This is a genomic window from Actinoplanes lutulentus, assembly GCF_003259845.1.
In the GTDB taxonomy this organism is placed as follows: Bacteria; Actinomycetota; Actinomycetes; order Mycobacteriales; family Micromonosporaceae; genus Actinoplanes; species Actinoplanes lutulentus.
Genome location: NZ_QLMJ01000024.1, coordinates 76,061 through 98,418, shown reverse-complemented (window position 1 = coordinate 98,418; position 22,358 = coordinate 76,061). Strand labels below are relative to the sequence as shown.

Here is a 22,358-nt window from a genome sequence, read left to right as displayed (position 1 = left end):
GTGAAAACCCCCGCCGGCTCGGCCCGGCGGGGGTTTTCCAGTAAAGCTCGATTTTTCAGGGAATTTCCAAGACCGGATGGGCGGTCCAGCACGGGGAACCGGACCGTCCATCCGGCGTCAGACGGGTGTACTCCGTAACACCCGCAAGCGCGGACGCTTGCACGCCGGCGGGACGGGCAACCGCCCCGCCCGGATCAACATCTCCCGGACCTCGCCGGCATGGCCGGCCCGGTCGACGACCACGCCTCGCACACCGAACCAGGTGTCACCGTCGTGCGGGATCGGCTTCGACCGGTCGACACGCGTCACCCGGAGCCGGATCGAGCCGACGCCGTAGCAGTAATCCGTCTCGGCGAACTCGTACACCGGCCAGAGCGGGCTGCTCGGCCGCAACCGATCGTTACGGATCCGTGGCGCCGACACGCCCCACCTGCTCCGGGCGGGCCGTGGGCCGGCCGGCCGTGGCTGGCGGCAACGAATGAGGTCACTCGCGCGCGTCGGACTCACCCTCCTCGACAGGCGACCCGGTGGTGGTCCAACCACCGGGCCGACTCAACGCGTACCTCACCCCGCCGAACCGGTGCGAGACCGTGCTGGCCCGCGAGTCCGCCGCGACAACTTCGCCGATGGCGGGCTCATCTCGGAACAGCAGCGCCGGATTCCCGCGGCGCGTCAGCTCGGGCACCGACGGACTCGTCGGATCAGGATGTTCCGGGCCGATGTTGGGTATCGACACACTCGTCACCTCTCGCTCAGAACGCCCCCGCCAGGGAGCCTCGCGCTGAGGCCGCAGACGTCGCTCCGCGACCGACCCATCACCTAAAGATGTCACCCTAAGTGACAACCATGGGGACCAGTACGTGCGTTATCATGCTCAAAATCACGTGACTACGCAAGGCCAGATGCACGTGCATCTGCATTCTCGGCCCGATTGGCACGTGACATCACCACCCCCGGATCGATCGGCGGTCCGGGGCTGACCAAGGGAGCTTGGAATGGCCTACATGGTCAACGGCATGCCAGCCGGCCAACTGCAGGGCGCTGTCTGGCAGAAGAGCCGTCGCAGCAACCCGAGTGGCAACTGTGTGGAGTGCGCTGTCCTGCCCGGTGGCGATGTCGCCATGCGCAACTCCAGGGACCCCGAGGGTGCTGCGCTGATCTACACCCGCGCCGAGATCGAGGCCTTCCTCGGTGGCGTCCGTGACGGAGACTTCGACAACCTGGTCGCCTGAGACCGGAGACAGAAACGGTCCGGTCGCGCGGCGACCGGACCGTGCTTTTGTGTCCCGCCCTTGGCTCTCAGGCGGGCCGCCCGATCTCGTGCAGCAGCTTGCCGAGGATCTCGGGCGTGTGGTTCGGCGGCTCGGCGTCGATGCAGACCCGCTCCATCGCCATCGCGTAGTGGTCGACGTCCTCGCGCTTGTCCAGGTAGATCGCGCTGGTCAGCTGCTCGACGTAGACCACGTCCGGCAGCTCCGGCTCGGGGAAGCGCAGGATCGCGAACGGGCCGCCGGCCGCGGCGTGCCCACCGGCGTGGAACGGGATGATCTGGAGCCGCACGCCCGGCATCTTCGACGCCTCGATCAGTGCCTCGATCTGCTGGCGCATCACCTCGACGCCGCCGATCGGCCGGCGCAGCACAGCCTCGTCGATCACGGCCCAGAGCTGCGGGCCACCCGAGCGGGTGAGAATCTGCTGCCGGTGGCGCCGGACCTCGACACGGCGATCGATCTCCGCGGCGCTCGCGCCCGCGTGACCCAGCATGATCACCGCGCGCGCGTAGTCCGGCGTCTGCAGAAGGCCCGGAACAAACTGGATCTCATAGGTACGAATGAGCGAGGCCGCCGCCTCCAGCCCGAGGTACGCCTGGAACCAGCCGGGAAGGACATCGCTGAAGTGATGCCACCAACCCGGGCTGTTGGCCTGCCGAGCGAGCCCGATCAATGCTTCGCGCTCGTCATCGTCGACCACGCCGTACATGGTCAAGAGGTCGGTGACGTCGCGTTCCTTGAAGCTGACCCGGCCCAGTTCGATCCGGCTGATCTTCGAACCGGAGGCCCGGATCTCGTAACCGGCCGCCTCACGGGTGATTCCCTTGGACTCTCGCAGCTTCCGGAGCTGGGAGCCGAGCAGAATGCGGAGGACGGTCGGGCCACCGCCCGGCGCCTCCTCCTGCGAACCCGCGCTCACCTGACTCCTCGTCGCCACGATGTGACTGCCCGGCACAGTCACAAGCATCCTAGAGCGGAGATCGTCCGCCGCGAAACCACGTCTGGCAGTCGACCGGGCGCATCTGCGCGGAGCAGATGCACGTGCAGACGGCCTTGCGGACGCACTTGATGACGAGCATGATAGCTGACAGACACGTACCGACCGCTAACACAGCGTGCCGAAAAGTCAGACTGCTCGGACGATGTGTGGTCCCCGCCACCAGCCTCAGTGAGAAAAGTGGAGGCACACACATGTCGAAGACCATGGCGTCCACGCCGACCGTCACGCCGCCGCATCGCGACGCGGCCGACGTGGCTCCGTCCGAGAGCTACCGCCCGGCGGATCCAGTGTGGGTCTACCGAGACGGCTGGCGGGCCGGCGTCATCGAGGCGTCCTCTCCTCGCGCGGTCACGGTGACCTACCGGCCGGACAGCCACCGCGGCACCGGGGTCGACACGTTCACCGCGCCTTACGTGACGTCGCGCCTCGACAGCGACCCGGCGCTCGATCACCGCGGCCTGCGCCTGGTGCGCCGCACGCCGATGAACAGAGGCCCGCTTTCATGACCGGCGCCGTGACCGTCTCAGCCATAGTCGGACTGCTGAGCCTCTTTTCCGGAGTGGCCCTCGGGTGGTACCTCCGGCGTACCAACGACTGGTGCCCCACTTGCGGTGAGCAGCTCACCTGCGGCGGCGTCTGCCAGCTGAGCCTGGGTCACCGGGCCGAGCAGCCCCTGCACTCCTGAGGCTGCGGTACTTTTGCGTTCATGACGGTCGTGGGTCTGACGTGCGCCGAGCGTGACGCCGCCCTGTCCCGCGCATTCGAGTTCCTGGGCCGCCGGTGGAACGCCGCGGTGCTGGGCAAGCTGCAGGACGGACCGGCCGGTTTCCGGGAGCTGTCCCGCCTCATCGACGGCATCAGCGACTCCGTCCTGTCGAACCGCCTGTCGTCTCTGGCGGCCGCCGGCCTGATCGATCGCAGTGTCGACGAGGGGCCACCGATTTCGGTCACGTACACACTGACGGATTCGGGGCGGGCACTGGGCCCGGCGCTGCACCAGATCGCGCTCTGGGCCGACGAGCATCTTCCCTGATCCCTGGTGATCATCTTCACGTGGCTTCCGGCGACTTTCTGACGGCTTTCTGATGGCGGGGCGCTACTTTTTTAGAAGTGGATACTGTTTCTGAAGCGAGCCCTCGCCTGAGCGCTGACGGGCGCGCCCTCCTCTTCACCGACGCACGCACCGCCTCGGCCTTCGCGCCGACCCCGGTCACCGACGAGGAACTCGCCGAGATCTGGGACCTGGCGAAATGGCCGCCGACCGCGGCAAACACTCAGCCGTTGCGGGTGCTGTTCGTGCGTACCGAAGAAGGCAAGAACCGACTGATCCCGCTCCTCAACGAGGGCAACCGGGCGAAGTCGCAAAGCGCGCCGGCCGTGGCCGTGCTCGCGCTCGACACGTCGTTCCACGAGCACGTGCCGCAGATCTTCCCGCACAACCCGGGCCTGCGCGATGTGTACGAGGCGAACGAGGGCCTGCGGATCACCAACGGCACGTTCAGCGCCGCGCTGCAGGTCGGCTACTTCGTGCTGGCGGCCCGCGCGGTCGGCCTGGTCGCCGGGCCGATGACCGGTTTCAACAAGGCCGGCGTCGACGCCGAGTTCTTCCCGGACGGCCGGTTCAAGTCTCTGGCCGTGGTCAACCTCGGACACCCGGGTGAGAACCCGTGGCGCGACCGGCTGCCGCGGCTGGAGCCGGCAACGACGGTGCAGTGGGCTTGATCGTGCTTTTGGGGCCCGGCGCTTCTCCGCCGGGCCCTTAATCTCTACTTCCAGGTGTCGCCGGTGAGCCGCTCGTAGACCTCGACGTAGCGGTTCCGAGTCGCCTCAACCACTTCTTCGGGAATCTCCGGTCCAGGTGCGGTCCGATCCCAATCGGTCAGCTGGCCGGACCAGTCGCGCAGGAACTGCTTGTCCAGGTACCGCGGCACACTGCCCGGTTTCCACTCGTCGGCACTCCAGAAGCGCGACGAGTCAGGCGTGAGCAGCTCGTCGCCCAGCTTCAGCGTCCCGTCGTTGGACGTACCGACCTCGATCTTGGTGTCCGCGATGATGATGCCCTTGGCCGCGGCGATCTCCGAGCCCCGCCGGTAGATCTCCAGCGTGACGCGGCGCAGCTCCTCAGCCAGCTCCTTGCCGACCCGTTCCACCGTCTGCTCGTACGTCAGCGGCTCGTCGTGCCCACCACCGACCGGCTCCTTGGTGCTGGGCGTGAAGATCGGCTCCGGAAGCCGCGACGACTCCACCAGCCCGTCCGGCAGCAGGTTGCCGGAGATCTTCTTCTCCCGCTGGTAATCCTTGAGCCCCGAGCCCGCCAGGTAACCCCGGGCGATGCACTCCACCATGACCATCTCAAGGCGCTCACACCGAATGGCCCGCCCAGCAAACTCGGCCGGCACGTCGGTCGCCGAGATCACGTGGTTCGGCACCACGTCGGCGAGCTGCTCGAACCACCAGAGTGAGAGCTGAGTGAGAATCTTGCCCTTGTCCGGAATCGGCGTGGGCAGGATGACGTCATAGATCGAAATCCGATCCGAGGTGACCAGGAGAAGGTCGCCCCCGTCGGCATAGACGTCCCGAACCTTGCCGGAGTGCAGCAGCTCCACGTGAGTGTTCCCCCTGGTCATGTATTGGCCTAGTCGGATCAACGGTAACGAGTGCGCTGCCGCGGACTCTCGCCGACTCCATCGCCGGCACGTCAAGACCGCAAACGGGCGCAAAGTCCTTGAATACCAGACAAGCCGCTGCGACCTTGTCGCTCGTTCTCCACGACTTCCGCCAGGACGAAGTGTCGCAGGATTCGTCGCTGGCGGAGCGAGCTCCAGGACAACGATGGCTATCATCATCAGGTGTCGCAAAGCCAAGCGAACCCCCCGCACAGGCGCCAACGAGCGCGTGAAATCGATGCGTTCGACCCATTATCGCTCGACAGCCTGCAGAAGGTCATACGCGAGCGCCTTGAAGGAGTTCAGCCGGAACAATTTCCTCCCGACGACTTCCTGGGCGCCGGTGTCTACGCCCTCTACTACGTCGGAGACTTCGACCTCTACGCACCGTTGCGAGAAAGTCAATGCCGCGTACCTATCTACGTCGGCAAGGCAGAGGCGGGAAACTCCAGCTACGGAGATCCCGCCGACAAAGGCGGCTTGCAGCTAATAAAGAGGATCGAGAAACATGCGAAGTCAGTCGCAGAGGCGACTGAGACCCTCGATGTCAGGGACTTCCGTGTTCGCTACTTACCGATCGATGACGCGTGGATCGTGCTCGCCGAACGAGCGCTGCTACGTTCGTACCGTCCGGTGATCTGGAATACAGTCATGCCCGGCTTCGGTTCCAATGTCCCCGGGTCCGATCGACAGAATGCTCGATCCATTTGGGACACGGTGCATCCTGGACGCCCTCGTGCCGGACGTCTATGCAACCGCCGATTCACTCTAGCTGAGATGCATGAACGTGTTCGGCTGGCGATCGCTGCCTCTGTTGCGATAGACGAAGACGAACAGGATGACGCTATTGCAACACTTGAGGACTATCGAAAGCGACCGATCTGGCGACCAAAACTAGGTCGCGAAAGCGGGCCCCGCGTCGTCGTTCAAGACATCGATCGCTTCACGGCTGAGATGGATCGACTCGGTCTCGAGATTCCTGAGTACCGAGTGGTCAGTGATGAAAACTTCGCCTCGAATGATCCAGAAATGTTGGCAGAAAGAAGCACATCACCTTCAGCGCTGGATGCGCTGCCAGGGTAAGCCCTTTTCAAGCTGACAGTGCTGGTCAGGCGCAGGCGCGGTGGGTAGTATCGACTTAGGACGAGTGTCCCGATAAGACAGGACACGACCAAAATCCTATGCCCCAACCGAAAGCCTCGGTGTCCTGTCTTAGACCGCCAAGATCCCACTGTCCAATCGGAGTCTGAACCACCTCGCTGACCGCATCCGGGCCCGTTGCCGTGAACACGGCGTCCGCTGACGACACCTCAAATTCTGGTGAGCAGGCATTACTAGCGCTGACTCACCTGCGTAACGGAGACACCTACAATCGTCTCGCCGCCCAACTCAGCATCGGTGTGTTCACCGTCTAGCGCTACGTCCGCGAACCGTCGACCTGCTCTCCGCCGCTGCGGACGACATGGTCATCGCTATGGGCCGAACCCCGCCCGGCCGGCCTTCGCGATCCTCGGCGTCACCCTGATCGCGATCGACCGAGTCGCCAATTAGCGTACGCACCACTCCGGCAAGCACAAGAGGCATTGCGTGATCATGCACGCCACACTCCTTCCACGCCACGTCGAAGCCAACCCCTACGCAGATTGAAAAGGGCTCATTGAAAATGCAGGGCTTGCCAGTACTAGAATAATCTTTCTGGTTCGCCGTACGCGGTATCAGAATTCGACTCATGGCAGCCGATGGCCGGATCCGCCATGCCGCCCGATGGCGCCAATTGGTCGAGATCAGTGGGGTCAAATAGGCCGCGCGGTCGTATTACAGGATCGAAACGACCAGAAGCGGCTTCGAGCCTGCCCGCCGCATCCACCAATGCTTCGCGAAACGAGTTCTTTCCCACTGCGGCAGCAATATCGGCCGACTCAATCTCCGAGGTCAACGCAGCCAGTCGGTTCAACAGATCCTGGCGGACGCCGCCGTCCCGACAACCCAACTCTCCCATCCGAACATCGAGCACCACTCATCGCTGGCAATCGATGTTACCGCTCGGGCGGGGAGGTAGCTGCCCGTGATAGGGGACTCTGTTGACATCAACATTCACCAACGTCGAGAGCCGACCGCATCCGTTCGACCGCGTCGATCGCATCATCTTCCTCGACATCGTGCATCCATCGTGTCCGCCAGGGGGATCCGTCAGCCACGATGGCATCGAGAGCGGCTACCGCTAGAGCGCGCAACTCCGGCGTGCCGGCGACATCCTGCGTCTCGAGTAGAAATCTGGGAGCATAACCCGATCGAGAATCGGCTTTACCGCTCATCACTTGAAGCACCGTGGCAGCGGCTGCTAATGCCTCAGAGGCCTCCGCATCGGAAAAGCCCGTACGTTGCGTGGTAACCACAGTCATGGCATCTCGCACAATCGCGGCACGAGCCGCCCCGATCGCTGACTCTAACCGAGAACACCAGTCGACCGCGTCGTCGTTGTCGAAGGGTCCGAAATGCCAGGTCGCCATCGTCCTCAAATCGGCCAAGACTTCGCCACAGGTAACCGGACAGATGGTACACCTCGAAGTCTTCGCGAACAGGCTCACGCAGGCTCTCAGCGAGACCATGAACTTCCTGCTGCGCACCTCTGCTAGCTCGGCAAAGCTAGCGTGTCGTGCCAACCGCGGCCTGAGGAATGAACGGCACCTCAGCGAGACCGATCGCGCCCGCCTGGCAGCTCCAAACCCCCCTCGCGAAAGCCTGGCCGATTCGCTGAACGTACCCAGACCCCTGGTTGGATCTAGTTAGCCGACCGGTTCGCATATTCCAGCCCAAAGCGTTTGCCGGCACGATCCACTCGGGTCGTACCGCATGCGTGGCGTGTTCAAGACAGCGTTCGATGGCCACATAGGCCACATCCGCACGATCCGCGCCTAGAAAACCTGGTCATCGGGGTCCCGGAACCACGCGACCGCAAAGCCCAGCGCCCAAAAATTCATCGGACACCGCCTGAGCCTCACCGGCAGGAGACGCACAGACCACATTCGCCGGCAATTCGGTCGCTGCGGCCAGTATTGATCCTGAAAGCTCAACCCATATGCTGTGAACCGTTTGCGACCGAGGAATGTTGGAGAGGCATCGTGAGCGACTGGACCCCGGATGTCCCGACTGCTGGCACCATCGAGCTGCCACCTGACCCGAGAGCTCTCGACGCGATCGGGCGAAACCACTCGCTCGAGACCGCACTCGCGGACCTCGTGGATAATTCAGTCGATGCCGGCGCGACTCAGGTCGTGATCCGGCTCGTTATCGCCGATGGCCTTCCGCGTGCGCTCTATGTCGCTGATAACGGCTCTGGCATGGAACCGGACAAGATTGACGCAGCCATGACAGTTGGCGGCCGCCGCGAGTACGCAGCTTCCGATCTGGGACATTTCGGGCTCGGGCTTAAGGCTGCGTCGTTCAGCCAGGCACGAAGTCTCACGGTCCTGTCTCGTTCAGCCGGCCATGAGCCGGTTGGCCGCCGATGGCGGGTCCATGCGAGCGCGAACCGCAACTTCTCCTGCGATGTAGTGCCTATGCCGTTCGTAGTAGCGGAGTTTGAGCAGAATTGGCGAATTTCGTTCCAGAACTCCGGCACCATCGTCAGATGGGACGATGTAGTAACATTTCCGGCCGGCTCGGAGTCACACCGGGTAGAGGCTTTCATCGACCGCATGATCACTGGCGCGTGCCAACACCTCGGGATAGTTTTCCACCGCTTTCTAGAGCAAGGACGCCTAACCGTCGATTTCGAGGTCTACGACGTAGACGATTCATACGTTGGGCCACCGATTCCAGTCACGCCACTCAACCCCTTTGGTTATCTACGCTCGGGCGACCCGGAATTCCCCAAAACGCTGACCGCCGCGATCGACGATGTCACCGTCTCGTTCAAATGCCACATATGGCCCGGCAAGAACAACACACCTTCCTTTCGTCTACGTGGAGTAGCAACCGATCACCAAGGTCTCTACTTCTATCGTCGCGATCGCCTTCTGCAGTTCGGTGGTTGGGAGGGAATCCATGTGTCGCACCCGAAGTTGCAGCTGGCCCGGGTCGAAGTCGACATCGACGGGGACATCACCGGGTTGTTTCACATGAACGCGGAGAAATCGCGGGTTCTGGTAAGCCTGGAGTTCGCTCGCCTTGCCGCAGCGGCACGCTCGTCGGACGGCATCGGCTTCAACGAGTACTTCGACCTCGCTGAGCAGGTATTTCGGACGTCCAATAGCCGGTCAATGAAGCGGCGCTCAATGATCCACCCTGGGTCTGGCCTGCCGTCCTCGGTCAAAGACGTCATCCGGAAGGAGGTCCCCCCGATCATCGGCCAAGATCCAATCGAGATTCGATGGGATACGTTCGTCGATGACTCGTTCTTCCGAGTGGACCGCGAGCAGAATACCTTGTGGATAAACAAGAGATATCGGAAGATGTTACTTGGCGACAAACACGGTGGCCTTAACGATCTCCCACTCGTCAAGGCGTTGTTATACCTGTTGGTGGCAGATTCGTTTGAGGGTGAATACCACGGCGCTCGAGACAAGGACAACATCGAGTTGTGGCAGTCGGTCCTTACCACTGCCGTTCAGGCGGAGCGTCGATGACCTTGGGGAAGGCCCATGGATAGTCGCCATCATTCGGTCGAAAGCTTTGACCGATACCTCAAAAGCCATGTTCCCGTAGACCTATCAATCCGCGGAACTCCTGAGACATTTGTGTTCATTCGGCCTTCTAAGTCCGAACTCGGTTTGCGTATCGAGGTCAGTGCAGGCGCTCATATTCCGGATACCGGATTACACAACATCGTCACCCGACTAGCTAGACACGAGGGACGATTCTGGCTGGAAGTGGTCGTGGTCGAGACCGCACTCTTTCGGATCGCCTATCCAGTGTTGTGCTCAATGACCGACAGAGTCCAAATCGATAGGATGCCGCCAGCCGCCGCCTTACGCGAGACGCTCGCAGAGCTGACTTCGCTGCTTCGGGAACCCGAGTCGATCTCCATGGAGCGAGAAATCGGCCTATTTGGTGAGTTACTGACGCTTCTAGGTCTAGTCCCCGTACTCGGGGGCCTTCCGGCCGTGGAGGCCTGGCGAGGGCCAAGAGGCGAGGAGCACGACTTCGGCCTAGCCGACACGGACGTCGAGGTAAAGACAACGATCAGCGAGCGACGAGCTCACTGGATTGACTCGTTCACCCAGTTGCAGCCGACAACAAGCCGGCCACTATGGCTTATTTCGCACCAGCTAACCGGCGCGGGCACTGGTTTCGGGCGAACCCTGCCAGAACTCATCGACGAGGTCGGAGCAGCTCTTGCCGGCACAGCCCGAGCCGACTTTGAATCGAAGGTCGGGCTTGCCGGCTGGCGTGCCGCATACGCTACACAGGTCTCGTCCCGGTGGGAGCGTCGTCGAGGCAGCGCTGCTTTCGAGGTTGACGAACAGTTCCCAAAGTTGGTGCCCGACTCATTACAGCAGGCTGGCATCGCGATCGACCGGCTGGTCCAGGTCCGCTACCGGGTCGACTTGGACGGTCTGGCGGATCCGGACTTCACCCCATCAACCATCCAGGCCGCACTCGGATCGTAGGGACAAACATGAACGAGTCATTTGTCAGCGCGTATCTGAGTGCGCTCGGCGCGATGGTCAGCGGGCCGAAGGCTCTGGTGAGACGCGCCGCTCTTGAGGCGGAGGACCTCGACCCGAGTGTCGACGTCTCCGAGGATCGCTTGCGGGGATACGTCGCTGACTGCGACGTCAATGATGAACTCCGCGTAGAGCTACATCTTCGGCTGGCAAAGTGGGATAACGCCCCGATCGAGGATGGCTTGTGGATGCGTGATACGCGACCGAACACCGGAGTACGGCGAGCGCGAATCATGGAACTTCTCGCGCTCAGCGAAAAAACGGCCGCCGAGTTCTCGACTCAATTCTCCATCGCAGAGAACGAGACACTGATCGCCGGCGAGTGGGAACCTTGGTATACGGCTGATGTACAGCGGAAGCGGGACTTTTATTGGGGCCACTACATCGGCTACCTCCGTACCCGACGGAATTGGGGCGCCTCGGCGATCACCGCACTCGACACCGCTACCAGCCGAGTGGTCGAGCGTCTTACTGATCCGTCACAGACCTTGCCAGCTCAGACTAAGGGTCTCGTTGTCGGATATGTGCAGAGCGGCAAGACCGCGAACTTCGCGGGCGTCATCGCAAAGTCGATCGATGCCGGCTATCGCCTGATCATTGTGATGACCGGCACCACAAACCTGCTCCGCGAGCAGACTCAGCGACGGCTGGACATGGAACTCGTCGGACGAGAGAACATCCTCCGAGGTGCCGACGAGAACGGCCCCGACGCTGCCCAGCGCATCGACTACCTGGATGACCAAGACTGGATCGACGATAGATTCAACCGGTACGGGGTCCGCCCGACAGCAGTCGGCAAGCCGGAAATTCGAAGGATGACCACGCGGCGGTTCGATTACCGATCCCTGCAGCAGGGTTTGCCGGCGCTGGAGTTCGAGCGTGCCGACAAATCGAAGCCGCTTTGGCATCCAGATAACCTCTACTCCACGGATGCCCGGCTGATCGTAGTGAAGAAAAATGCCACGGTTCTGAAGAATCTAGTCGCGGACCTGAAGAGCAATGCCGATCGTCTTGACGACATCCCGGCTCTGATAATTGACGACGAGTCTGACCAGGCGTCCATCAACACAGTTGACCCGGACAAGCAACCGGCGGACGCGGAGAAAGAACGCACTGCGATCAACGAGCGGATTTCTACCCTCCTCCGGATGCTCCCGCGCGCACAGTACGTCGGGTACACGGCAACCCCATTCGCGAACGTCTTCGCTGACTTCACCGACAAGAACGACATCTTCCCGTCGAACTACATCCTCGCTCTACGGCGCCCATTTGGTTACATGGGAGTGGAAGACTTCCACGATATCGACTCGTCAGTCCCCGAATCAGAGCGAACCTTCGTGAATTCGAAGGAAAAGGCGCACGTTCGGCTACTCGGCGATGGTGACGATGAACAGGAGCTCCGACGCGCGCTCGACTCCTTCGTTCTAGCCGGTGCGATCAAGCTCTACCGGCGTCAACTGGGCATCAACGACTACAAGCACCACACGATGCTTGTACACGAGGCCGCCAAGAAGGCAAACCACAAACTTCGCCGAGAGGCCGTACGAGAACTCTGGAGAACGGCGGACTACTATCGATCCGCTGGCCTCCGGCGGCTCCAATCTCTTTTTGATCAGGATTTTGTCCCGGTCAGCCACGGACTTAGCCTGGGATATCCGATGCCGAGCTCGTTCGCCGAACTCGAGCCACTAATCGGCCAGGTGGTGCGAGAGATCGCACCGAACGGCGATCCCGTACTCGTGATCAACAGCGACAACAAGGAGCTCGACCAGGAAGAGCTCGATTTCGATCGCCGGCCGGTATGGCGGATCTTGGTCGGCGGCAACAAGCTCGCTCGAGGATTCACCGTCGAGGGCCTCACGATCACGTACTACGCCCGCAGCGTTGGCCATGCCGAGGCGCTGATGCAGATGGGCCGTTGGTTTGGGTTCCGCCCCGGCTATCGAGACCTCGTTCGTCTATTCATCACGCCCAAAATTCGGGATTCCTTCGAAGCGGCTTGCCGTGACGAGGAGCAATTCCGCGAAGAGCTTCGTCAGTTCGCTGTGATGGCCGACGGAAGACCACTGGTCACGCCGGAAGAAATTCAACCTCTAGTCGCCCGCCATGGACTACGCCCCACCGCAGCTAACAAGATGCGCTACACACGGCTAGTGGAGCGGCGTAGCCGCAGCAAGGAGCCAAGCTCCGGATACCCGACACTAACCGAGTCAGCGAAGCTCAAGAACAACATCACGGCAGTCACTCCATTACTCCGGGCCGCGTCAACCCCAGAGAACCTGACTACGGCGACCGGTCGCCGCTTCGACGCGTTGACCGGGCGGGTCACGCAAGCGGAAATGGTCAAGGCACTTAAGCAACTTCAATGGCGTCACGACGACACATTTAAGCCGGATCTCGCCTGGATCGAAGGCCTTGGCGAAGAACATATCGATCATTGGATCGTGGTTCTTCCGCAGTCGAAACGTCGTATTACTATCCGCGGCCTTGGTGAATTCTCGTTACACGGTCGCAAGATCGAGAACGACAGCGTTCGCGGCAACTCAGAAAGCCTTCATCGTGAAGCGCTCGCCTCACTCGCCGACCGAACGTCGATGACAGCTTGCGTCATCCTGTACCCGGTGATCGACAAAGAACGAGGAAATGAGGTACTTATTGAGGGTGAGTGGCCGGAAGGCGTCGTCATGGCACTCCGGCTCGAATTGCCCGAAAGGGCACTCCCTGTGGGTACTAAACCCTTGATTTACAAGTCTGTAGTGAAACGGCTTCCCACTGCGAACACCGAGTCGTGGTGAAGTCCTAAAATGCCCGAAATTTTGGTTCCTGAAAATGTACGCGATAAGGTGTTACGTGAGCTCTACCGACAGGTGGACGCGCTTGACTGGGAGGAAATCCCCTTGCGAGTCAGAACCACCTATTACACCCGATGGGTGGAAGACCACGCAATAGGTGGCTCTCTCGCCGACTACATGACGGCCGAGGGCATGCGAGTATGGCTCAAAGATGTTCCCTTGAAAGAATACGCACGCGCGGTAGAAAATTTCGGCCCTTATTCCCGATATGTAGCGAAGTTCCTAACGCCGCCGAGCGATTTCATCCCGAGCCTCCTTGGCGCTGAGTGGAGCGTCCAAGCAAGAAGCATCGGCGAGAAACCCATGCATTGTGTGGCCACCAATGGATCGATCGAACGTTACGTCTGTTGGGGCCGGGCTCGCAACTTCCGCGATCTCACCTGGGCGGCCTTGAATGAAGCTGTAGATTCAGTCCAGCGTCCCATGGTCATCGTTTACGTGTCAGACGAGATTCCAATTAATCCCAAACGGGCCGCTCGATTTCGCTCGATCGCTGAGCATTGTGGGATCGACCTGGACTTCACGCGGCGACATTGGAACACCGCACCGACCGTAGTGCTCTAGTGCTCTATGCCGGACAGCACAGCTCCGAATATGGTTGCTGGGCGCGAACTTGAACTGTCCGGCTCGCCAATCGGTCGAGGCAGCCTCGTTCCGAACAGGAGTTATCGTCCGGCACGGTCGCGAACGACTCGTGCGATTCGGTTGGCGGCCGCCTCCACTTCCTCATGCTCCCAGACCCGGACCGCTAACCAACCGTGATCAGCGAGCTGCGCATCCGTATCGCGGTCCCGGTCTTTGTTACCCGATATTTTTTCTTTCCAAAAATTACTATTTTTATGCGATGGCCTGTGATGCTCTGGGCAACCATGCCAATAGCACCCGTCAGAGAAGACTGCCACCTTCGCGTGCGTGAATACCAAGTCTGCCCTTCGCCGAAGCCCTTTCAGGGGAGCTACATCGACTCGGTAGCGCAGTCCCAACTTGTGAACGGCGGATCGCAACGCTAGTTCAGGCTTAGTGTCACGCGCTCGATTAGCTTTCATGACACTACGGACTGATGGCGAGCTAGCCCATGACCCAGCCGGTTTCTCTGAGACAATCACAAGTCTCTGGTCAAACACCAGGCGCCACGCGGCTTCAAGGTTTCGGGTGCGCGTTGTCTCAGATACCTCGCCCACATATTTTTCGACGGTTTTGCCCTTAAAGGACCAGCGAAGATAGGCCCTGATTCGCCGTGTGTTAGGCAGGACTTTCAGTTCGATCGAGGCGCACGCCGTCACCCCATCGCCGACATCGACCGTCCGTCTGATACGGCCACCGGACGCCTTGTCCTGCTCTGCGGACCTCACCGCCCTGGGTAACCCCGCAGGCCCTTTCCACGCACGAAGTGGTGGCGCCTTGTCTGCCCACCGCCCCGAGGGCATCTCAAGCTCGTCACTCAACGGACGAGCTCCGCCTTGTCCAGAACGGCGGCAACCGCGCCGGCAAACGCCTGCCCCAATAGCACAGGGACCGCGTTTCCAAGCTGCCGCATCTTCTCGCCACGTGGCCCAGCTAGTTTCCACTCGTCCGGGAAGGTCATCACACGGGCGGTCTCCCGCACGGTCATGTAGCGGTGAGTGCCGTCATCGAGGAGCATCACCGACTCGCCGCCCGGAACTCCATGGACGCCGGCCTTCACTGTCTTAGCGGGGCGATCCAGCTCATTGGGTGTGTGCCCAGGATAGATCCGCGCGTCCGGCCACCCGATGTGGTCGACAAATCCGCCGACCTTCCGCTCTTGGCGATCGAGATGCTCAATCGGCGGCAACGTCGGCAGGCCGTTGATTCCCTTAATAGCGTCACGCAGGGTGCGCCACGGCAGCGTTTCTCCCCCCCCTAACGGTTTCGCGACATGATGCGGCACCCGTTCCATCACCCGTTCACGGATCTCCGCTGAAACCTCGGGGTGCCGCTCCCAATATTCGCCGCTATTCATCGCCTCGTAAAGGCTAGCCTCGCTGAATCGGGGAGCCACCATCTCTTCGAAGAGATCCCAATCCGCATTGAGATTTTTCCTGAAGGCAACAATTATTACCCGATTTCTGATCTGCGGAACACCATAATCCGCCGCATTGACCGGATAGTGCCTTACTTCGTAGCCCTGGCTCGGATCCACATTCCCCGTGGACAGGAGTTCCTGGAGAACCTCATTGTGGTCGGTCCACGAGTCCCCCTCCCTCCGCTCAACGAACGGAAGAGAGAGTTCTCGCTCGATGTATCTAAAATATGGCATAAAGGACGGCCGTAAAAGACCACGAACATTTTCGCAGATAACAGCCTTGGGGCTCATATCGCGAATAGCGCGGAACATATGCGGGAATCCGTTGCGTTCATCTCCATCGCCTTTGGCTACACCACCGAGGCTAAACGGCTGACAGGGAGGACCGCCCGCCAGGACGTCGACACGATCCTTGAGGTAGTCGAAATCCACTTTGCTGACATCACCCTCGATCAGCGGAGGGCGATCACCAACCTCAGGGATGGGAGGAGTCCCGGCGTCCAGCTCATATCGATCAGCCTTGTTCTCCACGAGCGTCTCGCAAGCGCGCTTCGCGAACTCGTTGAACAGGAGCGGTCGAAAACCGGCACGCTCGACCGCCATCGCGAGGCCGCCACCCCCCGCGAAGAGCTCGACGCTCGTCCTATCAATCGATAGTTTTGACTGCTCAACCATACCAAAAGCGTACCGCGGAATTCGCGATCTAGCACGGTTCGACACGCGTGATTCTTGACCTAGAGCGGGTCGTTCAACGAACGGATCACCTGCGGAACCACGTCCACTAGCCCCGTCGACGACGCCTCGCCATCACCTCAAAGGCCGGGAAAGGCGCGTCGCATGATCTCGAGGAGCTCCTCAGCCCGCGCACGGTCGAGTTGGATCGTCTGGCTGACCTTCTTCTCAGACTGACGCTGCTCCGAGCCATAGGTGCTCAGCTGCAGCAGGGTTTCGCCGCGTCGATCGACCAGCTGCCATCCGCATTCAACCTCGGTGCGATGAACGCCGCCCTTACTATCTTTGTTTGGAAAGAAGGAACCGATGACTGCCATGTTCCTGCACCTCCAGGTAAGCGCCTTGGCTAGCTCGCGGGCTCCCGCGAAGCCCGAAGACTACTGCCTCCCTACCGGATAGGTAGAGAGGCAGTAGCAATCCATGACCGACCTGAGCGGCGTTCGGCTATGCGACAAGGAAGGACGTCAGCGCGCGAACTTCTAAGCCAAAGTCGAAAGTTCCCAGACGACTGCGCCGGAACACGATCAAGCCGCTCCTGTTAAAGGCCGCAAGCTAACGCCACAGTTCAGCACCTCGCCAGCGGTCAAATTTGGGCTCATACGCGACAAGCGTTTCCTTTTCGACCTGGTAGAGGGCGCTGTCCGTGACTAGCACCTGGCTGTTGAAGGCGGCGCCGGCTGTCTCGCCTCTGGAGGCGGTAAGGACAGGGCCTCCGGCGTACAGAAGGCCTCCAGCCCGAACCGGCTGTCCTGCCTCAACCCCCATCGGGGTTTTCCAGACCCGCCGGCCGTTTCGGCCGTCTAAGGCCTCGACCACCCGACCACTAGACCGGTAAACCCGCTGCCCGTCCACCGCGATCAGCGCGCTCGCCTTCCCCTTCGCCCTCCAGAGCACCGACCCATCCGTCTCATCAACGGCGATCAGGCTCCCCCGCTCATCGGTCACGTAGAAGCTGCCGTCAAAAGCCGCCTCCACCACCCAATTCTCCAGCCGGCTCCACCGCAACGAACCATCACGAACGTCGATAGCCGACGACCCGCCGTCGGCCGCCCCGGATCCGTCGGTCTTGCGCATCAGAATCACGCCGTTTGCCGAAACCCCGGAAGTGGACCAGCCCGGCTTATCCCACAACGGCTTCCCGTCCGAGGCCCGAAACCCCGCCACCACTTCCTCATCGGACGGTGACCAGCCGGAGATCACCACCACTCCCCGGTCCACCACCGCCGACCGGACCGGTGCATCCACCGAAAGCTTCCAGCGAACCTTTCCGTCCGCCAGGTCCAGGGCCACAAGCTGCCCGTCCGGGTCGCTCTGTGAGTTGCAGTCACCGTTGGCGGCGATCAATAAGCCACCGCCGACCCCCAGAATCGGCGTCGTGTTGTCGTCCGGCTGATCCCAGTCGAAATGCCACCTGACCGCCCCGGAACCCGCGTCATAGGCCGAGATCCCGAGCTTGTCGTTGACGATCACCCGCCCGCCCGAGACCAGCGGCGGTGACCAGCCGGAGCAGCTCTCCGGGGCATCCCGCAGCGGCATTGACCACTTCTTGACGAGCCTTTCAACGCTGCCCGCGTTGATCACCGACTCGGCCGGGTTGTAGTGGCTGTCCTCGGCGTCGAAGCCGGGGTGCTCCCAGCCGGGCGCCGGCGCCGCGGTGGCTGGGCTCGCTGCCGCGCCTGCGGCTGCGGCGATGGCCAGGGACAAGACAAGGGCATGGGTACGCACAAAAGCCTCCTAGAAGCTCCAACGCACGCGACCTATGCCCGGAAATGCCCGGCAAATGTGGAAACAGGACGACCCGCCGTTCCCCTGGCGGGCCGCCCTGTGTCTATCGAGAAAAGTGTCAGCTGTTCAGCAGCTTCAGCATCTGCTGCACCTGGTCGGCGCGAGATTCCTTGACCCGCTCCGCATAGGCGCGAGCCTGCTCGTTGCTGCCCTTGTCCAGTTCCAGCGCGGCGAACTCGACAGCGTTGTGCTGGTGGGCGAGGAAGAGGTTGAGGAAAGCGGTCTCGAAGTCCGCCTTCTTGACCGTCTTCAGCGACGCGATCTCCTCGTCACCGGTGCTGGGCAGGCCACCGTGGTCGGCGTGCAGGCTCTGCCGCTCGTCGAGCTTGGTGGGCTTGTCCCATTCGGTGAGCCAGTTCTTCATCATTCCGAGCTCGTCGTTCTGGGTGAGCTCCACGGCCTTGGCCATGTCGATGACGTCCTGGCGCTGCGCCCGGTCGATGGCGATCTCCACCATCTGCTGGCCCTGCTCCTGGTTGTCCACCAGCATCTGCAGGAACATCACGTCGGTGTCATTGAACGTCGACCCGGCGGTGATCTCAGCGACCGTCTTGACGTTCTGCGTCTGCGCCGTCGCGGCGGTCTTGCCGGAGGCCACGGGCTCGGTGGAGACCGCGGTGCCACACGCGCCGAGCAGGAACGGCGCGGTCAGCGCGAGAGCTACGAGGCGGCGCTTCACAGCGGGAGCCAGAGAGCGAGCGTGAAGATCGACGGCTCCCAGCTGCGGATCGACGAGTGGGCCTGGCGGCACTTGTACTTCACGCCCTGGTAGGTCACCACGTCATTGATCTTGTAGGACACGCCCGGCGCCCACGCGGTCCCGTTCGCCGGAGCGGACGTCGCGGTCTTCGTCGGAGTGGCGGTCGCGGTGGCCGTCGCCGTTGCCGTCGAGGTCGCCGTCGGCGCTGCCGTGGTCGGCGCGGTCGTCGGGGAGGTCGTCGGCGCAGTGGTGGGTGCCGTGGTCGGCGCGGTGGTCGGCGAACTGGTGGGCGTCGTCGAGGATCCGCCGCCACCGATGTTCAAGTCCACGCAGCTGTAGAAGGCGTTCGTAGTATCCCCGATGTTCCACACGGCGAGAACCGTGTGGTTGCCGGAGAACTTGCTCAGGTCCACCGTGTGCGACACCGTCGCCTCGGGGATCGCGTTGTTGTCGTTGAACGTGGCGACCTCGGTACCGTCGACCGAGTACACCCAGGTAGCGGTCCGGTGCCGGGCGGTCAGGACCCAGTTGAAGGTCACCGAGGTCCCGACGCTCTTGGACGGCCAAGCCTTTGACTCGTCGTTGAGCTCCGCGAAGTTCGCGTTTCCACCGTTGCATTGCGATGACCCCTTCGGAGCCTCGACACTCTGCGGCTCGAACTGAATCGCGCCACAGCCCGTGACCGTTCCCGCGGCGCAGTTCGCCTGGCGGCTCGGGGGCGAGGAGACGTATCCGTGTGCCAGGGCCGGTGACGCGACAGCGACGGTCGAAGCAGCGACCATCCCGAGGGTAGCCAGCGGGTAGGCGATCTTCCTGCGCATGTCAGCTCTCCGAACATTTCGTCCTGGCGGTTACGTGCCAGAACGTTAGGGAGTGCCGCCATAACGGATCCTTAAAGCGACCGAAAATCCTTACGAAACCGCGCGACGACGCCGCCGAGGCTGGGGTTCGGGCTCTTCGGGAGCCGCGTGGAGCAGGAGTCCGACGCGGGCGCCGCCCAGTGGGCTGCGGTCGATGACCAATTGCCCGCGCACAGTTTCCGCCGCGCGGCGAACGATGTCCAGGCCCAGTCCGGTCGATCCGGCGCCGCTGAATCCGCGTTTCACCGCGTTCTCCGGATCCGGGATTCCGGGGCCGGCATCATCGACGAGCAGGCCGCTGCTGGAGACGATGACGCGGAACGCGACACCGTCCGGCGTGTGCGAGAAGACGTTGCCGAGCATCGCGTCGACCACCAGGATCACGTCGCTGCGCGACATCGGGACCATGACCGGCTCGTGCCCGCCGACCACTTCCCACGGCCGTTCCTGGTCCTCGGCCAGCACCGACCAGAACGCCAGCCGGTCGGCAAGCATCTCGACCAGGTCGCACTCCTCGGTGCCGCGGACTTCGACACTGCCCAGCCGGGCGCCCGTGATGATCGCTTCGAGTTCCTCGTCGAGCAGGTCACAGGCCTGCTGCATCCGTTCCGCGATCGGCCCGGGCGGCATCGCTTCGACATCGAGGCGCAGGCCTGTCAACGGCGTACGCAATCGGTGTGAAAGGTCCGCGGCCAGCTCGCGCTCGCGATCCAGAAGCCGGCGCAGGTCGTCGGCCATCGCGTTGAAGTCCCGGGCTGCGTCGCGCAGCTCGCGCGGCCCGGTCGGGGTGATCCGTTCGTTCAGCTCACCGCCGCCCAGCCGGCGGGTGGCCGCCGCGAGCTGGCGGGTGGACTTGACCAGCTGGCTGCCGAGCCGGTCGGCGAGCAGCACCGAGCCGCCCACCAGGACGATCGCGAGTCCACCGAGGGCGAGCCACGCCGACGAGACCCCACGCCGGGTCTCCTCCTCAGGGACAAAAACCTCGACCACGACGGTACGACCGTCGGTGAGCACCGTGGGCTGCAGGTACGCGATCCCGCCCGGAGCCTCGGCGGTGGCCGACCGGCGTTCGGATGCGGCCCGGCTGACCGTCGCGTCGGTGAGGTGCGTGACGCCGATCGGGTCCAGCTCGGGCAGGTGGATCGCGAGTCGCCCGGCGCTGCCCGCCGCGGTGCTGGCCACCGCGTTGGTCAGCTCGGTCAGATCACTGTTGACGCCGAGCACGGTCACCATCGAGGTGGCCTGCTGCCGCGCGTCGGAGATCGCCCGGTCGTACGCGATCTGCCTTGTCGCGACCGCGAGCGGGACCAGAAACGCCAGGGCGACCATCGACGTGATCGCCAATGCAAGACGGTTCAGCGCCCATCTCATTGCGGATCGACCATCATGACGCCGACTCCTCGGACGGTGTGCAGGAAGCGCGGCTTCGCGGCGGTCTCACCCAGCTTGCGGCGCAGCCACGAGATGTGGACGTCGATGGTCTGCTCCTCGCCGATCCGCGCCTGCTGCCACACCTGGTTCATCAACTCACGCCGGCTGATCACCTGGCCCACCCGCTCGGCGAGGTACGCGAGAACGTCGAACTCCCGCCGGGTCAGCTGCAACGGCTCACCGCGGAGCTCGACCCGCCGCTGACGAGGCTTGATCACCAGTTCGCCGACGGTGATCGCGTTCGGCTGCTGTTGCTCGATCGTGCGCGCCCGGCGCAGCACCGCCGAGATCCGGGCCAGGATGTGCCCGCCGGAGAACGGCTTCGTCACGTAGTCGTCGGCGCCGGCCGACAGCAGTGCGATGATGTCCGCCTCGGACCGCCGCGCGGTGGCGACGATCACAGGAACGTCAGAGACCGTACGCATCATCCGCAGCGCGTCCGTGCCGTCGATGTCAGGCAGTCCGAGGTCGAGAATCACCAGGTCAGGACGCTCCTGAGTGACGATCCGCAATGCCTGGGCAGCCTGACCGACCGGGCGCACCACATGCCCGGCATCGGTCAGCGCACGGGTCAGCGCAGCCGTGATGATGCGGTCGTCCTCGACCAACAGGATCATCGCCATGGCGTAAACCATAGGGCCAGGTGAGAGGATGCCGTTCGTGCGATCTACGAGGTGGGTGCCGATAGCCGGGTGGTGTCTTGCCACCGCGACCAGCATCGTGCTTTCCTCCTTCGCACTATCTCCGGTCCTGAACGCGGCGAAGACCGACGTGGGAGCGCTACCGGATCTGGGACGGGTGCCGGCGGCCGAAGTGGCGGTTACCACAAAGACCGAAGCACCGTCACCGACAGCAACCGAACCGTCGGTTCCGGCCGATGACGAGTCGGAGACGGCTACCGCCCAGCCGAGCCGGACATCTCGTAAGCCAACGTCCAAACCGGCCACCGCGGACCCGACTGCTCCCGCGACGGCGAAACCCACGGCGGCTGCCACCACGACCCGGCCGACGACCACGACCGAGGACGGCTGGACGGTTACCACCAGCGACGACGGCGTGAAGACGTACGTGAAGACGTTCACCACCGACGGCGGTCGCGCGGTCATCAAGATGATCAGCGACGGCACGGTTTACCTGGTCACGGCGACGCCGGCCGACGGTTACACGGTCGAGAAGAACGGTTCCGACGTCAACCTCGCGGTCTACTTCAACGAGACCGGCCACAGCTTCATCATTCACGCGCAGTGGTTCAACGGCGCCCCGTTTGTTGAGGTCAGTGAAGTCGGCGAATGAACGACGAGGGTTTTCCCTGATTCGGTGAAGTTCATCGATGCTTAGCGTCTGCGTC

25 protein-coding genes are annotated in these 22,358 nt (G+C 62.6%); 11 read left to right on the top strand and 14 right to left on the bottom strand.

The window, feature by feature from the left end:
• Positions 1 to 117: 117 nt before the first annotated feature.
• Together B0I29_RS38665 and B0I29_RS38660 are read right to left on the bottom strand one after the other, a co-directional pair.
• Positions 118 to 423 (bottom strand): hypothetical protein, encoded by a 306-nt coding sequence (locus tag B0I29_RS38665; protein WP_245973123.1) that lies wholly within the window; start codon positions 421 to 423, stop codon positions 118 to 120.
• A 61-nt stretch (positions 424 to 484) separates the two neighbouring features.
• Entirely contained in the window at positions 485 to 736 is a 252-nt protein-coding gene (locus B0I29_RS38660; protein ID WP_146617042.1) for a hypothetical protein, read from the bottom strand.
• 259 nt (positions 737 to 995) lie between these two features.
• Between B0I29_RS38660 and B0I29_RS38655 the strand changes: the two genes are divergently transcribed.
• Complete coding sequence (locus tag B0I29_RS38655; protein WP_111654134.1) at positions 996 to 1,232, top strand: DUF397 domain-containing protein; 237 nt, start codon at positions 996 to 998, stop codon at positions 1,230 to 1,232.
• A gap of 67 nt (positions 1,233 to 1,299) precedes the next feature.
• On the opposite strand, the gene B0I29_RS38650 is transcribed toward B0I29_RS38655, so the two are convergent.
• Complete coding sequence (locus B0I29_RS38650) at positions 1,300 to 2,190, bottom strand: helix-turn-helix domain-containing protein (RefSeq protein ID WP_111654133.1); 891 nt, start codon at positions 2,188 to 2,190, stop codon at positions 1,300 to 1,302.
• A gap of 272 nt (positions 2,191 to 2,462) precedes the next feature.
• Between B0I29_RS38650 and B0I29_RS38645 the strand changes: the two genes are divergently transcribed.
• The 4 genes from B0I29_RS38645 to B0I29_RS38630 all read left to right on the top strand — a co-directional run bounded on the left by B0I29_RS38645 (position 2,463) and on the right by B0I29_RS38630 (position 3,993).
• Positions 2,463 to 2,777 carry a hypothetical protein gene (locus B0I29_RS38645; protein ID WP_111654132.1) on the top strand — a complete coding sequence of 105 codons (315 nt, stop codon included), beginning with the start codon at positions 2,463 to 2,465 and terminating at the stop codon, positions 2,775 to 2,777.
• 8 nt (positions 2,778 to 2,785) lie between these two features.
• The gene (locus B0I29_RS38640; RefSeq protein ID WP_245973122.1) at positions 2,786 to 2,956 is read left to right on the top strand and encodes a hypothetical protein; all 171 of its coding nucleotides are present in this window, start codon (positions 2,786 to 2,788) and stop codon (positions 2,954 to 2,956) included.
• A gap of 21 nt (positions 2,957 to 2,977) precedes the next feature.
• A complete protein-coding gene (locus B0I29_RS38635) occupies positions 2,978 to 3,304 on the top strand; it encodes a winged helix-turn-helix transcriptional regulator (protein WP_111654130.1) in 327 nt (108 codons plus the stop codon).
• Positions 3,305 to 3,381: 77 nt separating this feature from the next.
• A complete protein-coding gene (locus B0I29_RS38630) occupies positions 3,382 to 3,993 on the top strand; it encodes a malonic semialdehyde reductase (protein WP_111654129.1) in 612 nt (203 codons plus the stop codon).
• Between the two features lie 44 nt (positions 3,994 to 4,037).
• Here B0I29_RS38630 and B0I29_RS38625 read toward each other — a convergent pair whose 3' ends face one another.
• Positions 4,038 to 4,898 carry a phosphoribosylaminoimidazolesuccinocarboxamide synthase gene (locus B0I29_RS38625; RefSeq protein ID WP_111654128.1) on the bottom strand — a complete coding sequence of 287 codons (861 nt, stop codon included), beginning with the start codon at positions 4,896 to 4,898 and terminating at the stop codon, positions 4,038 to 4,040.
• A 222-nt stretch (positions 4,899 to 5,120) separates the two neighbouring features.
• On the opposite strand from B0I29_RS38625, the gene B0I29_RS38620 reads away from it, so the two are divergent.
• Positions 5,121 to 6,020, top strand: a complete 900-nt coding sequence (locus tag B0I29_RS38620) for an Eco29kI family restriction endonuclease (protein ID WP_181558202.1) — start codon at positions 5,121 to 5,123, stop codon at positions 6,018 to 6,020.
• A gap of 598 nt (positions 6,021 to 6,618) precedes the next feature.
• Here the strand turns inward: B0I29_RS38620 and B0I29_RS45430 are convergent.
• Both B0I29_RS45430 and B0I29_RS38615 read right to left on the bottom strand, forming a co-directional pair.
• Positions 6,619 to 6,951 carry a hypothetical protein gene (locus B0I29_RS45430; protein WP_146617041.1) on the bottom strand — a complete coding sequence of 111 codons (333 nt, stop codon included), beginning with the start codon at positions 6,949 to 6,951 and terminating at the stop codon, positions 6,619 to 6,621.
• Between the two features lie 73 nt (positions 6,952 to 7,024).
• Entirely contained in the window at positions 7,025 to 7,525 is a 501-nt protein-coding gene (locus B0I29_RS38615) for a DUF4259 domain-containing protein (RefSeq protein ID WP_181558201.1), read from the bottom strand.
• A gap of 534 nt (positions 7,526 to 8,059) precedes the next feature.
• Between B0I29_RS38615 and B0I29_RS38610 the strand changes: the two genes are divergently transcribed.
• From B0I29_RS38610 to B0I29_RS38595, 4 genes are read left to right on the top strand one after another with little or no spacing between them, the layout of a single operon-like run.
• On the top strand, positions 8,060 to 9,565 hold the full coding sequence (locus tag B0I29_RS38610; protein ID WP_111654125.1) for an ATP-binding protein: 1,506 nt from the start codon (positions 8,060 to 8,062) through the stop codon (positions 9,563 to 9,565).
• A gap of 15 nt (positions 9,566 to 9,580) precedes the next feature.
• Complete coding sequence (locus B0I29_RS38605; protein WP_111654124.1) at positions 9,581 to 10,549, top strand: PD-(D/E)XK motif protein; 969 nt, start codon at positions 9,581 to 9,583, stop codon at positions 10,547 to 10,549.
• Positions 10,550 to 10,557: 8 nt separating this feature from the next.
• On the top strand, positions 10,558 to 13,401 hold the full coding sequence (locus B0I29_RS38600; RefSeq protein ID WP_111654123.1) for a Z1 domain-containing protein: 2,844 nt from the start codon (positions 10,558 to 10,560) through the stop codon (positions 13,399 to 13,401).
• 9 nt (positions 13,402 to 13,410) lie between these two features.
• Entirely contained in the window at positions 13,411 to 14,022 is a 612-nt protein-coding gene (locus B0I29_RS38595; RefSeq protein WP_111654122.1) for a hypothetical protein, read from the top strand.
• 101 nt (positions 14,023 to 14,123) lie between these two features.
• Here the strand turns inward: B0I29_RS38595 and B0I29_RS46450 are convergent, their stop codons facing one another.
• The 8 genes from B0I29_RS46450 to B0I29_RS38555 all read right to left on the bottom strand — a co-directional run bounded on the left by B0I29_RS46450 (position 14,124) and on the right by B0I29_RS38555 (position 21,633).
• Positions 14,124 to 14,504, bottom strand: a complete 381-nt coding sequence (locus B0I29_RS46450; protein WP_220091550.1) for a very short patch repair endonuclease — start codon at positions 14,502 to 14,504, stop codon at positions 14,124 to 14,126.
• 395 nt (positions 14,505 to 14,899) lie between these two features.
• Positions 14,900 to 16,177, bottom strand: a complete 1,278-nt coding sequence (locus B0I29_RS38585; RefSeq protein WP_111654120.1) for a DNA cytosine methyltransferase — start codon at positions 16,175 to 16,177, stop codon at positions 14,900 to 14,902.
• A gap of 137 nt (positions 16,178 to 16,314) precedes the next feature.
• Positions 16,315 to 16,551 carry a hypothetical protein gene (locus tag B0I29_RS38580; RefSeq protein ID WP_111654119.1) on the bottom strand — a complete coding sequence of 79 codons (237 nt, stop codon included), beginning with the start codon at positions 16,549 to 16,551 and terminating at the stop codon, positions 16,315 to 16,317.
• A 235-nt stretch (positions 16,552 to 16,786) separates the two neighbouring features.
• A complete protein-coding gene (locus B0I29_RS38575; RefSeq protein ID WP_111654118.1) occupies positions 16,787 to 17,959 on the bottom strand; it encodes an outer membrane protein assembly factor BamB family protein in 1,173 nt (390 codons plus the stop codon).
• Between the two features lie 118 nt (positions 17,960 to 18,077).
• Positions 18,078 to 18,698 carry a DUF305 domain-containing protein gene (locus B0I29_RS38570; RefSeq protein ID WP_111654117.1) on the bottom strand — a complete coding sequence of 207 codons (621 nt, stop codon included), beginning with the start codon at positions 18,696 to 18,698 and terminating at the stop codon, positions 18,078 to 18,080.
• On the bottom strand, positions 18,695 to 19,540 hold the full coding sequence (locus B0I29_RS38565; protein ID WP_111654116.1) for a lytic polysaccharide monooxygenase: 846 nt from the start codon (positions 19,538 to 19,540) through the stop codon (positions 18,695 to 18,697). The genes B0I29_RS38570 and B0I29_RS38565 overlap by 4 nt, the downstream gene beginning before the upstream one ends.
• A 90-nt stretch (positions 19,541 to 19,630) precedes the next feature.
• Entirely contained in the window at positions 19,631 to 20,950 is a 1,320-nt protein-coding gene (locus B0I29_RS38560) for a sensor histidine kinase (RefSeq protein ID WP_111654115.1), read from the bottom strand.
• A complete protein-coding gene (locus B0I29_RS38555) occupies positions 20,947 to 21,633 on the bottom strand; it encodes a response regulator transcription factor (protein WP_111654219.1) in 687 nt (228 codons plus the stop codon). The genes B0I29_RS38560 and B0I29_RS38555 overlap by 4 nt, the downstream gene beginning before the upstream one ends.
• Positions 21,634 to 21,661: 28 nt before the next feature.
• Between B0I29_RS38555 and B0I29_RS38550 the strand changes: the two genes are divergently transcribed.
• The gene (locus B0I29_RS38550) at positions 21,662 to 22,303 is read left to right on the top strand and encodes a DNA mismatch repair protein MutL (protein ID WP_181558200.1); all 642 of its coding nucleotides are present in this window, start codon (positions 21,662 to 21,664) and stop codon (positions 22,301 to 22,303) included.
• Positions 22,304 to 22,358 lie beyond the last annotated feature (55 nt).

What these genes read in the sequence shown, in the direction of transcription:
- B0I29_RS38655 (WP_111654134.1), top strand. Translation starts at nt 996, where the DNA reads ATGGCCTACATGGTCAACGGCATGCCAGCCGGCCAACTGCAGGGCGCT.
- B0I29_RS38645 (WP_111654132.1), top strand. Translation starts at nt 2,463, where the DNA reads ATGTCGAAGACCATGGCGTCCACGCCGACCGTCACGCCGCCGCATCGC.
- B0I29_RS38635 (WP_111654130.1), top strand. Translation starts at nt 2,978, where the DNA reads ATGACGGTCGTGGGTCTGACGTGCGCCGAGCGTGACGCCGCCCTGTCC.
- B0I29_RS38625 (WP_111654128.1), bottom strand. Translation starts at nt 4,898, where the DNA reads ATGACCAGGGGGAACACTCACGTGGAGCTGCTGCACTCCGGCAAGGTT.
- B0I29_RS38605 (WP_111654124.1), top strand. Translation starts at nt 9,581, where the DNA reads ATGGATAGTCGCCATCATTCGGTCGAAAGCTTTGACCGATACCTCAAA.
- B0I29_RS38600 (WP_111654123.1), top strand. Translation starts at nt 10,558, where the DNA reads ATGAACGAGTCATTTGTCAGCGCGTATCTGAGTGCGCTCGGCGCGATG.
- B0I29_RS38595 (WP_111654122.1), top strand. Translation starts at nt 13,411, where the DNA reads ATGCCCGAAATTTTGGTTCCTGAAAATGTACGCGATAAGGTGTTACGT.
- B0I29_RS46450 (WP_220091550.1), bottom strand. Translation starts at nt 14,504, where the DNA reads ATGAAAGCTAATCGAGCGCGTGACACTAAGCCTGAACTAGCGTTGCGA.
- B0I29_RS38585 (WP_111654120.1), bottom strand. Translation starts at nt 16,177, where the DNA reads ATGGTTGAGCAGTCAAAACTATCGATTGATAGGACGAGCGTCGAGCTC.
- B0I29_RS38580 (WP_111654119.1), bottom strand. Translation starts at nt 16,551, where the DNA reads ATGGCAGTCATCGGTTCCTTCTTTCCAAACAAAGATAGTAAGGGCGGC.
- B0I29_RS38565 (WP_111654116.1), bottom strand. Translation starts at nt 19,540, where the DNA reads ATGCGCAGGAAGATCGCCTACCCGCTGGCTACCCTCGGGATGGTCGCT.
- B0I29_RS38560 (WP_111654115.1), bottom strand. Translation starts at nt 20,950, where the DNA reads ATGAGATGGGCGCTGAACCGTCTTGCATTGGCGATCACGTCGATGGTC.
- B0I29_RS38555 (WP_111654219.1), bottom strand. Translation starts at nt 21,633, where the DNA reads ATGGCGATGATCCTGTTGGTCGAGGACGACCGCATCATCACGGCTGCG.
- B0I29_RS38550 (WP_181558200.1), top strand. Translation starts at nt 21,662, where the DNA reads ATGCCGTTCGTGCGATCTACGAGGTGGGTGCCGATAGCCGGGTGGTGT.